The sequence below is a fragment of the Siccibacter colletis genome, from assembly GCF_000696575.1.
Lineage (GTDB): Bacteria > Pseudomonadota > Gammaproteobacteria > Enterobacterales > Enterobacteriaceae > Siccibacter > Siccibacter colletis.
In genome coordinates this window covers 14,727-30,127 of sequence record NZ_JMSQ01000010.1, presented here as the reverse complement: position 1 = coordinate 30,127, position 15,401 = coordinate 14,727, and the positions used below count along the sequence as shown (strand labels likewise).

17 protein-coding genes and 1 riboswitch are annotated in these 15,401 nt (G+C 59.2%); of the genes, 11 read left to right on the top strand and 6 right to left on the bottom strand.

The genetic code is table 11. The features are described from left to right. Window positions 1–737 precede the first annotated feature (737 nt). Window positions 738–2,327, top strand: coding sequence for a bifunctional phosphoribosylaminoimidazolecarboxamide formyltransferase/IMP cyclohydrolase (gene purH / locus ET34_RS0113265; protein WP_031522815.1), 1,590 nt, complete (start codon window positions 738–740; stop codon window positions 2,325–2,327). A gap of 15 nt (window positions 2,328–2,342) precedes the next feature. Beyond that, window positions 2,343–3,635 carry a phosphoribosylamine--glycine ligase gene (purD, locus tag ET34_RS0113260; RefSeq protein ID WP_031522813.1) on the top strand — a complete coding sequence of 431 codons (1,293 nt, stop codon included), beginning with the start codon at window positions 2,343–2,345 and terminating at the stop codon, window positions 3,633–3,635. A gap of 50 nt (window positions 3,636–3,685) precedes the next feature. On the opposite strand, the gene ET34_RS0113255 is transcribed toward purD, so the two are convergent. The 6 genes from ET34_RS0113255 to nudC form a co-directional block, all read right to left on the bottom strand. After that, the gene (locus ET34_RS0113255) at window positions 3,686–4,381 is read right to left on the bottom strand and encodes a DUF1481 domain-containing protein (RefSeq protein ID WP_031522811.1); all 696 of its coding nucleotides are present in this window, start codon (window positions 4,379–4,381) and stop codon (window positions 3,686–3,688) included. Window positions 4,382–4,393: 12 nt separating this feature from the next. Further along, on the bottom strand, window positions 4,394–4,666 hold the full coding sequence (gene hupA / locus ET34_RS0113250; protein WP_002884342.1) for a nucleoid-associated protein HU-alpha: 273 nt from the start codon (window positions 4,664–4,666) through the stop codon (window positions 4,394–4,396). A gap of 186 nt (window positions 4,667–4,852) precedes the next feature. Then, a complete protein-coding gene (locus ET34_RS0113245) occupies window positions 4,853–5,443 on the bottom strand; it encodes a YjaG family protein (protein ID WP_031522803.1) in 591 nt (196 codons plus the stop codon). 43 nt (window positions 5,444–5,486) lie between these two features. Then, window positions 5,487–6,158, bottom strand: a complete 672-nt coding sequence (nfi, locus tag ET34_RS0113240) for a deoxyribonuclease V (protein ID WP_031522802.1) — start codon at window positions 6,156–6,158, stop codon at window positions 5,487–5,489. Window positions 6,159–6,167: 9 nt separating this feature from the next. After that, the gene (gene hemE / locus ET34_RS0113235; protein WP_031522801.1) at window positions 6,168–7,232 is read right to left on the bottom strand and encodes a uroporphyrinogen decarboxylase; all 1,065 of its coding nucleotides are present in this window, start codon (window positions 7,230–7,232) and stop codon (window positions 6,168–6,170) included. A 40-nt stretch (window positions 7,233–7,272) separates the two neighbouring features. Continuing rightward, window positions 7,273–8,046 (bottom strand): NAD(+) diphosphatase, encoded by a 774-nt coding sequence (gene nudC, locus ET34_RS0113230; RefSeq protein ID WP_031522800.1) that lies wholly within the window; start codon window positions 8,044–8,046, stop codon window positions 7,273–7,275. A gap of 99 nt (window positions 8,047–8,145) precedes the next feature. On the opposite strand from nudC, the gene ET34_RS0113225 reads away from it, so the two are divergent. The 9 genes from ET34_RS0113225 (at window position 8,146) to ET34_RS0113185 (ending at window position 15,289) form a co-directional block, all read left to right on the top strand. Next, window positions 8,146–8,649 carry an Rsd/AlgQ family anti-sigma factor gene (locus ET34_RS0113225; RefSeq protein ID WP_031522799.1) on the top strand — a complete coding sequence of 168 codons (504 nt, stop codon included), beginning with the start codon at window positions 8,146–8,148 and terminating at the stop codon, window positions 8,647–8,649. A 92-nt stretch (window positions 8,650–8,741) separates the two neighbouring features. Continuing rightward, window positions 8,742–8,851: riboswitch (TPP riboswitch) on the top strand. 87 nt (window positions 8,852–8,938) lie between these two features. Continuing rightward, on the top strand, window positions 8,939–10,837 hold the full coding sequence (gene thiC / locus ET34_RS0113220; protein WP_031522797.1) for a phosphomethylpyrimidine synthase ThiC: 1,899 nt from the start codon (window positions 8,939–8,941) through the stop codon (window positions 10,835–10,837). Further along, window positions 10,837–11,472: a thiamine phosphate synthase gene (gene thiE, locus ET34_RS0113215; RefSeq protein ID WP_031522795.1), complete on the top strand. Its 636-nt coding sequence runs from the start codon at window positions 10,837–10,839 to the stop codon at window positions 11,470–11,472. Before thiC ends, thiE begins: the two co-directional genes overlap by 1 nt. Then, window positions 11,465–12,223 (top strand): HesA/MoeB/ThiF family protein, encoded by a 759-nt coding sequence (locus tag ET34_RS0113210; RefSeq protein WP_031522793.1) that lies wholly within the window; start codon window positions 11,465–11,467, stop codon window positions 12,221–12,223. Before thiE ends, ET34_RS0113210 begins: the two co-directional genes overlap by 8 nt. Then, on the top strand, window positions 12,207–12,407 hold the full coding sequence (gene thiS / locus ET34_RS0113205; protein ID WP_031522791.1) for a sulfur carrier protein ThiS: 201 nt from the start codon (window positions 12,207–12,209) through the stop codon (window positions 12,405–12,407). Before ET34_RS0113210 ends, thiS begins: the two co-directional genes overlap by 17 nt. A gap of 1 nt (window position 12,408) precedes the next feature. Beyond that, window positions 12,409–13,179 carry a thiazole synthase gene (gene thiG / locus ET34_RS0113200; protein ID WP_031522789.1) on the top strand — a complete coding sequence of 257 codons (771 nt, stop codon included), beginning with the start codon at window positions 12,409–12,411 and terminating at the stop codon, window positions 13,177–13,179. Beyond that, window positions 13,176–14,309 (top strand): 2-iminoacetate synthase ThiH, encoded by a 1,134-nt coding sequence (thiH, locus tag ET34_RS0113195; protein ID WP_031522788.1) that lies wholly within the window; start codon window positions 13,176–13,178, stop codon window positions 14,307–14,309. Before thiG ends, thiH begins: the two co-directional genes overlap by 4 nt. Window positions 14,310–14,662: 353 nt before the next feature. Next, window positions 14,663–14,968: a PTS sugar transporter subunit IIB gene (locus ET34_RS0113190; protein WP_031522786.1), complete on the top strand. Its 306-nt coding sequence runs from the start codon at window positions 14,663–14,665 to the stop codon at window positions 14,966–14,968. A gap of 3 nt (window positions 14,969–14,971) precedes the next feature. Continuing rightward, a complete protein-coding gene (locus ET34_RS0113185) occupies window positions 14,972–15,289 on the top strand; it encodes a PTS lactose/cellobiose transporter subunit IIA (protein WP_031522784.1) in 318 nt (105 codons plus the stop codon). The last annotated feature ends 112 nt before the right edge of the window (window positions 15,290–15,401 follow it).

Below are 15,401 nucleotides of genomic sequence, written 5' to 3'. Positions count from 1 at the left end.
TTGCATGTGTTAGGCCTGCCGCCAGCGTTCAATCTGAGCCATGATCAAACTCTTCAATTTAAAGTTTGATGCTCAAAGAATTAAACTTCGTAATGAATTACGTGTTCACTCTTGAGACTTGATAATGCTTTTTCGTCTTGCGACGTGAAAGATATCAGTGCCCCGAGTGCCCACACAGATTGTCTGATAAATTGTTAAAGAGCAGTTGCGACGCGGCTTACAGCCTGCTGTCGCGAGGTGGCGTATATTACGCCTTCCTCTTTCAGAGTCAAGCTCTATTTGAGCTTTTCTCTTCAGACCCGACGCTGCGAAGTGATTCGTTAGCGCCGTGTCGATGGAGGCGCATTATAGGGAGTTCTCTTAACGCCGCAACAGGAAAATGACATAAAAATGACTGACTGCTGCATTCCCCAGCAAAACCCCGCCTTATACCCTTTTACGCACAGACTTATCCACAATCCTGTCAAAGCTCAAAAATTCGCGAGCGTTGCGCAAACGTTTTCGTTACAATGCTGCGCCATGAAACGGATGCCCCGACTGGGGTGTTAGCTGAGTTCTGAGGTGAAATTATTACTTTCGCATTCAGCTAACGCTCTACGAAACCCGAATCATTCATGCTGGCAGGCGAGTTACGCCGTTTATTCCGACTTATGCTCTATATAAGAAGCGATAACGCGTTAACCGGCGAGTCGGTGTGAATAATGAGGGCGATCGATCCAATCCAGGGGATTTTTACTATGCAACAACCTCGTCCTGTACGCCGCGCGCTGCTCAGCGTGTCTGACAAAGCCGGTATCGTCGAATTCGCTCAGGCGCTTTCCCAGCGCGGCGTGGAACTGCTCTCTACCGGCGGTACTGCGCGCCTGCTGGCTGACGCTGGCCTGCCGGTCACCGAAGTCTCTGACTACACCGGCTTCCCGGAAATGATGGATGGACGCGTGAAAACCCTGCATCCAAAAGTGCACGGCGGCATTCTTGGTCGTCGCGGGCAGGATGATGAGATTATGGCGCAGCACGCCATCTCCCCTATCGACATGGTGGTTGTGAACCTGTATCCGTTCGCGCAGACCGTAGCCCGCGATGGTTGCTCACTGGAAGACGCGGTAGAGAATATCGATATCGGCGGCCCAACCATGGTGCGCTCCGCGGCGAAGAACCACAAAGACGTGGCCATCGTAGTCAAGAGCAGTGACTACAGCGCCATCATCAATGAGCTGGACGCCAACAGCGGCTCCCTGACGCTTGATACCCGTTTCGATCTCGCCATTAAAGCGTTTGAACACACTGCCGCCTACGACAGCATGATTGCTAACTACTTCGGCAGCCTGGTGCCGGCCTATCATGGCGACACCGCCCAGCCTTCCGGCCGCTTCCCGCGCACGCTGAATCTGAACTTCATCAAGAAGCAGGATATGCGCTACGGTGAGAACAGCCACCAGCACGCCGCTTTCTATATAGAAGAAGAGATCCGCGAAGCGTCCGTTGCGACTGCACAGCAGGTTCAGGGTAAGGCGCTGTCCTATAACAACATCGCCGATACCGACGCGGCGCTTGAGTGCGTGAAAGAGTTCAGCGAGCCGGCCTGCGTTATCGTCAAGCACGCCAACCCGTGCGGCGTGGCTGTCAGCACCTCTGTTCTCGACGCGTATGACCGCGCTTACAAAACCGACCCGACCTCGGCGTTCGGTGGCATCATCGCCTTTAACCGCGAGCTGGATGCTGAGACCGCGCAGGCGATCATCTCCCGCCAGTTTGTCGAAGTGATTATCGCGCCGTCCGCATCAGAAGAAGCGCTGAAAATCACCGCAGCGAAACAGAACGTGCGCGTGCTGGTTTGCGGTCAGTGGGCAGAACGCGTGCCGGGCCTGGACTTCAAACGCGTCAACGGTGGCCTGCTGGTTCAGGATCGCGATCTCGGCATGGTGAGCAAAGCCGATCTGCGCGTCGTCACCAGACGCCAGCCGAGCGAGCAGGAGCTGCGCGATGCGCTGTTCTGCTGGAAAGTGGCGAAGTTCGTGAAATCCAACGCCATTGTCTACGCCAAAGAGAACATGACCATCGGAATAGGCGCAGGCCAGATGAGCCGCGTCTATTCAGCAAAAATCGCGGGTATTAAAGCAGGTGATGAAGGCCTGGAAGTGAAAGGCTCTGCAATGGCCTCTGACGCCTTCTTCCCGTTCCGCGATGGCATCGACGCCGCTGCGGCGGTAGGTATCACCTGCGTGATCCAGCCGGGCGGTTCGATTCGCGATGATGAAGTGATTGCCGCCGCCGATGAACACGGCATCGCGATGATCTTCACCGACATGCGCCACTTCCGCCATTAATTCCCGGAGCAGACAATGAAAGTATTAGTGATTGGTAATGGCGGGCGCGAGCACGCCCTGGCGTGGAAAGCGGCCCAGTCCCCGGATGTTGAAACCGTCTTCGTGGCACCGGGCAATGCAGGCACGGCGCTGGAGCCGACCCTGCAGAACGTCGCCATCAGCGCCACCGACATTCCGGCGCTGCTGCACTTCGCGCAAACTGAAAACATCGGCCTGACGATTGTTGGCCCGGAAGCCCCGCTGGTGATTGGCGTGGTGGATGCCTTCCGTGAAGCGGGTCTGACCATCTTCGGCCCAACTCAGGGTGCCGCCCAGCTGGAAGGTTCTAAAGCCTTTACCAAAGATTTCCTGGCGCGTCACAACATCCCGACGGCGGAATACCAGAACTTTACTGAGGTAGAACCGGCGCTCAGCTATGTACGTGAGAAAGGCGCGCCGATCGTCATCAAAGCCGACGGGCTGGCCGCAGGCAAAGGCGTGATTGTCGCGATGACGCTGGAAGAGGCAGAGGCTGCTATCAATGACATGCTGGCCGGTAACGCCTTTGGCGATGCGGGCCATCGTATCGTAGTGGAAGAGTTCCTCGACGGCGAAGAGGCGAGCTTTATCGTCATGGTGGATGGCGAGCATATCCTGCCGATGGCCACCAGCCAGGATCACAAGCGCGTCGGCGACGGCGATACCGGCCCGAACACCGGCGGCATGGGGGCATACTCCCCCGCCCCGGTGGTTACCGATGTAGTCCACCAGCGCACCATGGAGCGTATCATCGGGCCGACCGTGCGCGGCATGGCGCAGGAAGGCAACACCTATACCGGTTTCCTGTATGCGGGCCTGATGATCGACAAGCAGGGCAACCCGAAAGTGATCGAATTCAACTGCCGCTTCGGGGATCCGGAAACCCAGCCGATCATGCTGCGCATGAAGTCGGATCTGGTGGATCTTTGTCTGGCTGCCTGCGAAGGCAAACTGAATGAGAAAACCTCAGAGTGGGATGCGCGCGCTTCGCTGGGCGTGGTACTGGCCGCGGGCGGTTATCCGGCAGATTACCGCACCGGGGATCAGATCCACGGTCTGCCGCTGGAAGCCGTTGAACATGGCAAAGTGTTCCACGCCGGGACGACGCTTTCTGCAGACGACCGCGTGCTGACCAGCGGCGGACGCGTGCTGTGCGTCACCGCGCTGGGCGACACCGTGGCCGAAGCGCAGCAGCGCGCCTATGCGCTGATGACGGATATCCACTGGGACGGCAGCTTCTGCCGCCGTGATATCGGCTACCGCGCCATCGCCCGCGAACAGCAGAAGTAATCGCTTACCGCCCTCTTCATCCGAAGGGGGCGTTTTTCACCTTCAGAACGCTAGAACGCTTCCGCGTTTGGCTGCCAGTGACAGAAGTCGCTGTTGGCCACCAGCAACAGCTGCGCCCCTTCCGGTGCCTCCAGCCACGCCACGCTCACCGCCAACGACGAATGCTGCTGCCTGTCATTGATGCGCCGCAGCGCCAGCTCGTCCAGCTCCGGGGTTTCGGTTTTGCCTTCACAGGTGGTGATGGTGCGATCCGCGTTCCAGCGCCCCTGGCGCAGCACGACGCGGCCGGTACGCAGCGCATCGCTGGTCGCCCGGATGCGATCGGCGTGATAGCGGTAAAGCGCAATCTCATCGTTGGACAGCTGCTGCTTTTGCCCGTCGCGTTCGCGCTGCATAAAGCTCAGCTCGCCGCGATCGTCAAAACGAATGCGGACATGTTCCGGCGGGGTGCTGTAAGTGTTGAGTTCAATCAGGCTGAGATTGTCGCCCTGCCAGCGATACTCGCGGGTCACGGTAGCGCCGCTGCGCCACGGGCCGAATACCGAAAGCAGGCGAATCGCGCCGTCACCGGCATCTTTACGCCACAGCCGCACCGCGCCGTCATCGGCCACGTAGCCGCTGGCGGTGAACGGCGGCGGCGTGTTGTCGTGGCTACAGGCGGCCAGCAGGACAGCAGCCGCCAGCACCAGTCCTGAACGACAGGCAAACAAAAGGGGCGCTATCGCCCCTTCGTTAAAACTTTTCACTGCCACGGTGTCTTACTTAACAGCGTCTTTCAGTGCTTTACCAGAAACAAATGCCGGCACGTTAGCTGCGGCGATTTTGATTTCTTTACCGGTCTGCGGGTTGCGGCCAGTACGCTCAGCGCGGTGGTTCACTTTGAAGGTACCGAAACCAACCAGTTGTACAGCATCGCCTTCTTTCAGAGACTCAGTAATTGCAGCCAGAGTGGATTCCAGAGCAGCTTTCGCTTGCGCTTTAGACAGGTCAGCCTTGTCCGCAATTACATCAATCAGTTGAGTCTTGTTCATAAGTTATCCTTACAATGTGTTTATCGCTTGCTAAGCATCGAGTGCGACGGAAATGCCTGATTAGCACTCTCCTGCATACACGCACCGATAGCCACTTTTATTCGCCCCACAAATGTAGACCAGACGGGGGTCACAATGGAAGCCTTCGAGTGTGACAAAACAGGTGGTAAGTCACGTTTTATTGACTCATTGCTGCAAATTTATACCGATATTACTCTCGCCCGCCTCACGCAGGTCTGCGCGCAGGCCTTTTATCAGCTCAATATCGCGTTCTTCGCAATCCGCCAGCAGACGGTGAATTTCCCACTGAATGTCCCATTCCTGCTCAACCGCAGGGTTAAGCTTCAGTTCATCATCGGTCATTTCCCGCCCGGCTTGAGTCATTTCGAGCATCGCCACGGTGGTGATCGAAGTTTTGCTGACCTCTATCGCATGCTCCAGCGTCTCGCCGCTTAAGCGTGAATGCACCAGCTCGCTGAGCGCCACGCAGGCGTCGATGGCCGGATAGACGCCGTAAATGTCGTAGTCGTCAGCGGACGGGATCGCTTCTTCGAGCTTCTCAAGCTGGCTGTCGAAGTTGATTTTCGCGTCTTTCACCGTCAGCGTTTCCCAGATCAGATCGAGCACGCGGCGGTACAGCGCAGCATCGCCGAAGCCCGTCTGCTGGCAGAACATCGCGTAGTTGGGATACATCCGCTCGCACAGCGAAGCCATAAAGGTGGTGTGCTGCCAGGCTTCAAGCTTCGCAAGGCGCAGATGAATGGGATTTTGTAGCATAGTGGCGTCTCATGAACCGGTAATGTGCGGCAGTGTACCGCAACTATCGGGGGATTTCCTGCCAACGTCGAAACGCCGGACGCCCCGAGGCGACGGCATCTGCCCAGCGGGTCGGCTCAGGCAGCCGATAGCCTTTGGTGCAGCGCTGCACCCACGCCAGCGCGGTATCAATGCTGACCCGATGCCCGGTCGAGACGAACAGCGGATTACAACGCTGCTTGCTGCGCCAGACCCAGGCCAGCTGCTCGCCTTTATCCATCAGCGGCGCCACCGCACCCGGTTCATCAGAGAGCGGTTCAAACTTACCGCACAGGCGCTTTTTCGCCACCCCAATGGTCGGGACATCCACCAGCATACCGAAGTGGCTGGCAACGCCAAGGCGGCGCGGATGGGAGATCCCGTGGCCATCAACGAACAGCAGCTCTGGCTTCTGCGACAGCATATCCCACGCCGCGAGCAGCGCAGGATATTCACGAAACGACAGAAAACCGGGGATGTACGGCATAGTGGTGGCAATGCGCGCCACCTGATACTCGATAAGCTCAAGCGAAGGGTAGCTCAGCAGCACAATGGCTGCCCGCGTCACTTCTCCACCCTGCTCAAACCCGACGTCCGCACCCGCAATAATCGACGGCGTGGTGGTGATCAGGTCATCTTCCCGGACAATGCGGGAAGCCAGTTCGAGTTGTTGTGTGCGAAGTGCCGCGAGATCCATACGTGCTCCTTAGTTGTGATACGGTACGGACAGCCGGTGTACCGCCTCCACAAACGCGCCTGCGTGTTCAGGCGGCACATCCTGGTGAATGCCGTGCCCCAGATTGAAGACGTGGCCTTCACCCTGTCCGAAACCTTCCAGTATAGTCGCTACCTCTTCTTCTATACGGGCCGGCTGCGCGTAAAGCATTGATGGGTCCATATTTCCCTGCAGCGCAACTTTATGCCCCACGCGACGACGCGCATCGGCGATATCGGTGGTCCAGTCGAGGCCCAGCGCGTCACAACCGGTGTCAGCCATCGCTTCCAGCCACTGCCCGCCGCCTTTGGTGAACAGCGTCACCGGCACGCGTTTGCCGTCGTTTTCACGTAGCAGACCGTCGATGATTTTATGCATGTAGTAGAGCGAGAACTGCTGATAGTCGCGCCCGGTGAGCACGCCGCCCCAGGTATCGAAGATCATTACCGACTGCGCACCGGCGCGGATCTGGGCATTCAGGTACAGCGTGACGCTCTTCGCCAGCTTGTCGAGCAGCGCGTGCAGCGTCTGTGACTCGGCGTACATCATCTTTTTGATCAGGGTAAAGGCTTTGCTGCTGCCGCCTTCCACCATGTACGTGGCCAGCGTCCACGGGCTGCCAGTGAAGCCAATCAGCGGCACCTCGCCTTTGAGTTCGCGGCGAATGGTACGCACCGCGTTCATCACGTAGCCCAGCTCCTGCTCCGGGTCAGGAATGGGCAGCCTGTCGACGTCGGCTTTGTTCTTGATGGGCGAGGTGAAGCGCGGGCCTTCGCCGGTTTCAAAGTACAGGCCGAGGCCCATCGCGTCCGGCACGGTGAGAATGTCCGAGAAGAGGATCGCCGCATCGAGCGGGTAACGGCGCAGTGGCTGGAGCGTCACTTCGCATGCCAGCTCGGCGTTTTTGCACAGCGACATAAAATCGCCCGCCTGCGCGCGGGTTGCCTTATATTCCGGCAGATAGCGGCCCGCCTGGCGCATCATCCATACGGGCGTGACATCTACCGGCTGGCGCAGCAGGGCGCGCAGGTAACGATCGTTCTTCAGTTCGGTCATTTCAGCATTCCTTAAAAAGCGTGGCCGTTAGTTTACCACGTCATTCGTACTCAGCCCGGCACAAAGCAACAGTATCTTCGATCAAGCGGCGCGCCACGGTGCCCGGCGGGGGCAGCAGCGGCAGCTGGTCATAGCGATACCAGCCGGCATCTAACAGCTCTTTGGGGTCGATTTTCAGCTCGCCGCTGTCGTATTCCGCCATGTAAGCCGTCATTAACGACTGCGGGAACGGCCACGGCTGGGAAGTGACGTAACGCAGGTTCTTCACCCGGATATTGCTCTCTTCCATCACTTCACGCGCGACCGCCTGCTCCAGCGTCTCGCCCACTTCAACAAAGCCGGCCAGCACGGTATAGATGCCGTTGCGGTGGCGGTTGTGCTGAGCCAGCAGGATCTTATCCTCGTGGCGGATGGCAACAATGATGCACGGGGCAATTTGCGGATAGTAGCGCTCGTGGCAGTGCCCACACAGCATCGCCCACTCGCTTTTTCCGGGATGCATTTCGTGGCCGCAGTAGCCGCAGTACTTGTGTGAACGATAGAATTCGGCGAGCTGTACGCCGCGGCCAGCAAGCTGGAACAGACCGACATCCTTATCGATGACCTGGCGCACAGACGCCATGTCCTGCCGCCGGGCCTCACGCACCAGCCACACCGGCTCATTTTCCCATTCGCCGATTTTGATCGCGCTTTTACCGGTCAGCGAAAATTTTTCCGCGTATCCATTGGGCAAATCGCCATTCGGCAGCCATAATTTTTGTTCATGGCTGACGATCCACCAGCCGTGATCGTGTTTGTCTATTGTATGTTCCATAACCTGTTGCACTACCTTAGCTTCACTGGCATGTTGTTCACATTATTTTTACATATTTTGGGTGTACTGCTTTTAATCTTATAACTCATGGAGTCGATCATGCTAAATCAGCTGGAAAGTCTGACAGAACGCGTTGGAGGCAGTAACGAACTCGTCGACCGCTGGCTCAACGTGCGCAAACACCTGCTGGTAAACTATTACAAAGTGGTTGGCATTAAACCTGGCAAGGAAACGCACATCGCGCTGGACGAACAGGCGCTGGATGATTTTTGTCACAACCTGGTTGATTACCTGTCAGCCGGTCACTTTAATATTTACGAGCGCCTTATCAGCGAAATGGAAGGGTCCAGCCCGCTGGTTGCCGCCACACAACTCTACCCCTTACTCGAAGCGAATACGCAGGAAATCATGGCGTATTACGATACCCATCTGGAAAATGCTATCGATCACGACAACTGCCTGGAGTTCCAGGAAGCGCTGTCCGGTATCGGCGAAGCGCTGGCTGCCCGCTTCGCGCTGGAAGATAAACTGATCGTGCTGGCATTTGATAACGACCTGCGCGACAGCGCCAACGACGAAACCAGCTTCGCGCGCCCGGCTTGAGTTTCGGGCAGTTAACGCGTAATTTATTTTAGCCCCGCCGTCGTGCGGGGTTTTCCCTGAAGCATTCTGCCCTGCGGCAGCATCGCTGAAGGGTCATCTTGTCGGAGTGCCCAGTGTGTATGCACGGGCTGAGACCGTTAATTCGGGATCCGCGGAACCTGATCAGGCTAATACCTGCGAAGGGAACAAGAGTCAACCTGCTGTGGCGTCGCACCTCTGCGCGGCGTCTCCCTCTTGCTTCATCCGTCGTTCTGACAAGCCACTTCCCGATTATTTACTGGAATGCGCTATGTCTGTGACCGTCAAACCCAACCGCCGCGAAACCCGCGCGCAGGCCCAACGTTTTATCAGCACCCTTGAGGGAACCGCGTTTCCCAATTCGCACCGTATCTACCTCACCGGCTCCCGGCCCGATATTCGCGTGCCGATGCGCGAGATCCAGCTCAGCCCGACCCTTACCGGCGGCAGTGAAAGCAACCCGCAGTATGACGCCAACGAGCCGGTGCCGGTGTACGACACCTCCGGCCCCTACGGCGACCCGGCAATCGCTATCGATGTGCATCGCGGGCTGGAGAAAGTGCGCGCCCCGTGGATTGAAGCGCGCCAGGATACCGAGGCGCTGTCCAGCCGCAGCTCCGCCTGGACCCGGGAGCGCCTCGCCGATGACGGGCTGGATGAACTGCGTTTTAGCGGCCTGCTGACGCCGCGCCGCGCCCGGTCAGGCAAATGCGTCACCCAGCTGCACTACGCGCGCCAGGGCATCATCACGCCGGAGATGGAGTTCATCGCAATCCGCGAGAATATGGGCCGGGAGCGCATCCGCAGCGAAGTGCTGCGCCACCAGCATCCGGGAGAAGCCTTTGGCGCCCAGCTACCGGAGAACATCACCCCCGAGTTTGTGCGCGCTGAAGTTGCCGCCGGCCGCGCCATCATTCCCGCCAATATCAATCACCCTGAATCGGAACCGATGATCATTGGCCGCAACTTCCTGGTGAAAGTGAACGCCAACATCGGTAATTCCGCAGTAACCTCCTCTATTGAAGAAGAGGTGGAGAAACTGGTGTGGTCCACGCGCTGGGGCGCGGATACGGTGATGGATCTCTCTACCGGGCGCAACATCCACGAAACGCGGGAGTGGATCCTGCGCAACAGCCCGGTGCCGATTGGCACTGTGCCGATCTATCAGGCGCTGGAGAAGGTCAACGGCATTGCGGAAAACCTGAGCTGGGAGTCGTTCCGCGATACTCTGCTGGAGCAGGCGGAACAGGGTGTGGACTACTTCACCATCCATGCCGGGGTGCTGCTGCGCTATGTGCCAATGACCGCGAAACGCCTCACCGGGATTGTCTCGCGCGGTGGGTCTATCATGGCGAAGTGGTGCCTGTCGCACCATCAGGAGAACTTCCTCTACACCCACTTCCGCGAGATCTGCGAAATTTGCGCCGCCTATGACGTATCGCTGTCGCTCGGCGACGGGCTGCGTCCGGGTTCAATTCAGGATGCCAACGACGAGGCGCAGTTTGCCGAGCTGCACACGCTGGGCGAGCTGACGAAAATCGCCTGGGAGTATGACGTTCAGGTGATGATTGAAGGCCCGGGGCACGTGCCGATGCAGATGATCCGCCGCAACATGACCGAGGAGCTGGAGCACTGCCATGAAGCCCCGTTCTATACCCTCGGCCCGCTGACCACCGACATTGCACCGGGCTACGACCACTTTACCTCGGGCATCGGCGCCGCGATGATCGGCTGGTTTGGCTGCGCGATGCTCTGCTACGTAACGCCCAAAGAGCACCTCGGCCTGCCGAACAAAGAGGACGTGAAGCAGGGGCTGATTACTTACAAAATCGCCGCGCACGCCGCTGACCTGGCGAAGGGCCATCCGGGCGCGCAGATCCGCGATAACGCCATGTCGAAGGCGCGCTTCGAGTTCCGCTGGGAGGATCAGTTTAACCTTGCGCTCGACCCGTTTACCGCCCGGGCCTATCACGACGAAACGCTGCCGCAGGAGTCAGGCAAAGTGGCGCACTTCTGCTCCATGTGTGGCCCGAAATTCTGCTCGATGAAAATCACTCAGGAAGTCCGCGACTATGCGGCGCAGCAGGAGCGTGAAGCGGGCCTGAACGACATGGCGAACACCTTCCGCGCCAAAGGCGGCGACATCTATCTGCGCCAGGAGGAAGCATGATGCTGACCCCCCTGTTCCCTGTAGTGCCGCAACGTCTCGGTCTCTACCCGGTGGTGGACAGCCTGCTCTGGGTTGAACGCCTGCTGGCGGCGGGCGTGCGCACGTTACAGCTGCGCATCAAAGACAAACAGGACCATGAGGTTGAGGCAGATGTGCAGGCGGCCATCGCGCTGGGTAAAGGCTATCACGCCCGGCTGTTTATCAACGATTACTGGCGGCTGGCGATCAAGCACCAGGCCTACGGCGTGCATCTCGGTCAGGAGGATCTTGCCAGCGCCGATCTGGACGCAATCCGTGCTGCCGGACTGCGGCTGGGCGTTTCCACCCATGACGATATGGAGATTGACGTCGCGCTGGCGGTACGCCCCTCCTATATCGCTCTTGGTCACGTGTTTCCAACCCAAACCAAACAGATGCCCTCTGCGCCGCAGGGGCTGAGCCAGCTGGCGGCGCACGTAAAAAGAGTAGGCAATTACCCCACCGTCGCCATCGGCGGTATCAGCCTCGAACGCGCCGCGGCGGTGCTGGAGACCGGCGTGGGCAGCATTGCCGTGGTCAGCGCCATTACGCAGGCCGCAGACTGGCAGGCAGCGACCCGGGCGCTGCTGGCACTGGCGGGGGTGGGCGATGAATGATGCCGATTTCATGCGCTACAGCCGCCAGATCCTGCTGGAGGACATTGCCGTTGAAGGACAGAGCCGCTTACAGCGAGGCCGGGCGCTGATTATCGGGCTGGGCGGACTTGGCTCGCCGGCCGCGCACTACCTTGCGGGCGCAGGCGTTGGCACCCTGACGCTGGTGGATGATGACCAGGTGCACATCAGCAATCTGCACCGGCAGACGCTCTATGCCAGTGCGGATGTTGGCCAGCCGAAAGCCGAAGCAGCTGGACGGCGGCTGAGCGCAATCAACCCGCACGTCACGCTGCGCCTTCTGTCGCAGCGTTTACAGGGCGATGCTCTGCTACAGGCGGTAGCGCAGGCGGATGTGGTGCTGGACTGTACCGATAACATGGCGTCGCGCCAGGCCATCAATGCCGCCTGCGTGGCGCAGAACAGGCCGCTGATTAGCGCCAGCGCCGTCGGCTTCGGCGGCCAGATAATGACCCTGACGCCGCCCTGGCAGCACGGCTGCTACCGCTGCCTGTGGCCTGACGACGCCGAGCCGGAGCGCAACTGCCGCACCGCCGGTGTGCCCGGCCCGGTCGTGGGCATGATGGGAACACCGCAGGCGCTGGAAGGTCTGAAGCTGCTGAGCGGTATGCCAACCGATGCCAGTACGCTGCGTCTGTTTGATGGACGCAGTGGACAGTGGCGCACACTGAGTCTGACGCGCGCGCCGGGCTGCCCGGTATGTGGTGGAGGCGCGTATGCACGTTCTGCTTAACGACGAGCGACAGGAGTGCGACATGCCGCTCACCGTCGCGGCGTTTCTTTCGCAACGGCAGCTGCTGACGCCCGGCGTGGCGCTGGCGCTGAACCATCAGATCCTCCCGCGCTCGCGCTGGGAGGAACACCATCTTGAGGAGGGCGATCACCTCCTGCTTTTTCAGGTCATCGCCGGAGGCTGACATGCTGCGCATTGCTGATAAAACCTTTACCTCGCGACTCTTTACCGGCACCGGTAAATTCGCTTCGTCCTCATTGATGGTGGACGCGATCCGCGCCTCCGGTAGCGAACTGGTGACGCTGGCAATGAAGCGCGTCGATCTGCGGGATCGCCGGGATGCGATTCTCGCCCCGCTGCTGGAGGCGGGCGTCACGCTGCTGCCGAATACCTCCGGCGCGAAAACCGCCGAGGAAGCGGTGTTCGCCGCGCAGCTGGCCCGCGAGGCGCTGGGTACGCACTGGGTCAAACTCGAAATTCACCCGGATGCCCGCTACCTGCTGCCCGACCCGATTGAAACGCTGCGTGCCGCAGAGAAGCTGGTCGCGCAGGGGTTCGTGGTGCTGCCCTACTGCGGTGCCGACCCGGTACTGTGCAAGCGGCTGGAGGAAGCCGGCTGCGCGGCGGTGATGCCGCTCGGTGCGCCGATTGGCTCCAATAAAGGGCTACAGACCCGCGCACTGCTGGAGATCATTATTGAACAGGCCACGGTGCCGGTGGTGGTCGATGCCGGTATCGGTGTGCCGAGCCACGCCACCGAGGCGCTGGAGATGGGGGCCGCCGCGGTACTGGTAAACACGGCGATAGCCGTTGCCAGCGACCCGGTACGCATGGCGCAGGCGTTCCGCCTTGCCGTTGAAGCCGGCGCGCTGGCACATCAGGCCGGGCCGGGCGCGCAACAGCAGGTAGCCAGCGCCTCCAGCCCGCTCACCGACTTTCTGGGGGCCGCCGGATGAAGACGTTTACCTCGCACTGGCAGCAGTTCGACTGGGACGATATCCGGCTGCGCATCAACAGCAAAACCGGGGCTGACGTTGAGCGCGCGCTGAATGCCTCAAAGCGTAGTCGGGACGATATGATGGCGCTGCTCTCACCGGCCGCACAGCCGTACCTCGAAGCACTGGCTCAGCAGGCCCAGCGCCTTACCCGCCAGCGCTTCGGCAATACCGTCAGCTTTTACGTCCCGCTCTATCTCTCCAACCTGTGCGCCAACGACTGCACCTACTGTGGCTTTTCTATGAGCAACCGCCTGCGCCGCAAGACGCTGGACGAGGCGGAGATTGTCCGGGAGTGTGATGCCCTGCAGGCGTTGGGGTTCGACCATATCCTGCTGGTGACCGGCGAGCATCAGAGCAAAGTGGGCATGGACTACTTTCGCCAGCATCTGCCTGCCATCCGCAGCCGTTTTTCTTCGCTGCAGATGGAAGTGCAACCGCTGGCGCAGGCGGAGTACGCCGAGCTGAAAACCCTCGGGCTGGATGGCGTGCTGGTTTATCAGGAAACCTACAATGAAGGCTGCTACGCCCGGCACCACCTGCGCGGCAACAAGCAGGACTTTTTCTGGCGGCTGGAAACCCCGGATCGTCTGGGTCGGGCCGGGATCGATAAGATCGGACTGGGGGCATTGATCGGCCTGTCGGACAGCTGGCGCGTGGACTGCTATCTGCTGGCCGAACACCTGCTCTGGCTGCAGCAGCACTACTGGCAGAGCCGTTATTCGGTCTCGTTCCCGCGCCTGCGTCCCTGTGCGGGCGGCGTGGAACCGGCATCGCTGATGAATGAGCGCGAGCTGGTGCAGACCATCTGCGCCTTCAGGCTGTTAATGCCGGAAGTGGAGCTGTCGCTCTCCACCCGGGAATCGCCGTGGTTCCGCGATCGCGTTATTCCGCTGGCGATTAATACCGTCAGCGCTTTTTCGCGTACCCAGCCCGGCGGCTATGCCGATGGCAACCCGGAGCTGGAACAGTTCGCTACCCACGACAGCCGCCGTCCGGAAGAGGTGGCCGCTGCGCTGGTAGAGGCCGGATTACAGCCGGTGTGGAAAGACTGGGACCACTTTCTGGGAAGAGGTTCGCAACTTTCCTGATGCCATGCTGCAAACCGGAAGAAATCACGGATAGCGCGCCGCAAACGGCGAAACGGACGCTCGGCATGCGGCGCAACCTTCGTTAACCTCCCTGTTGTCAGCGTTACGGTGCTGACCGGGGCGGTATTTTCCCTGCCAATTGCCGCCCCGCCTTCACCGTGCTGACACCTGAAATTCCTGTTTATTCAGATGCAAACGCGGCTTGAGTAGACCATTTCACAAAAAAGGTAACCGGTTTCCGTCTGCGCCGGTTTCTTTTGTGATGGCAGACACACAATCAGGCGAAAGCGGTTGTTGCTGCCTGCCAGCGGGGATAAATATTTCCGCTATCCCCCGGAATCAGAGAGCAGATTATGAAGAATATCGTTTTATGCTGCGCTGCAGGTATGTCCACCAGCATGCTGGTACAACGCATGAAAGACGCAGCGCAGAAGCGCGGTGTTGAGGTCTCAATCAAAGCCGTACCGGTTGCTGAGTTTAAGGACATTATCGATACGGCGGATATCGTGCTGCTCGGCCCGCAGGTTAAATATGAACAGCAGAAGTTCCAGGCAATTGCCGATCCGCTGGGTAAAACCGTGGCCGTTATCGACATGATGGATTACGGCATGATGAAAGGCGATGTGGTGCTGGATAAAGCCCTGAAATTAATGGAGTAACAGATGGAAGATTTAGAATCGATCATTATGGAGCTGCTGGTTAACGCCGGGTCCGCACGCAGCCAGGCACTCACCGCGTTACAGCTTGCCCGCAAAGGCGACTTCGACGGCGCGGAAAAAGCGATGGAAGAGTCGCATGAGTATGTGAAGCATGCCCATAAAATCCAGACCCAGCTCATCGGCCTTGATGAAGGCAGCGGCAAACTGCCGGTGAACCTGATTACCGTTCACTCCCAGGATCACCTGATGAACGCGATGGTGATTCAGGATCTCGCGGGCGACATGATTGAACTCTATCGTCGTCTGCCGCTGGTGAAATAGCGCCCGCTGCGGTGCCAGGAATGCCCGGTAACACCGGGCATTTTTTTATCTCGCATTCTACGGTATTTGCAACCCACCGATCCGGGAGGTGTTTTTCACCGCGTTTTATGGC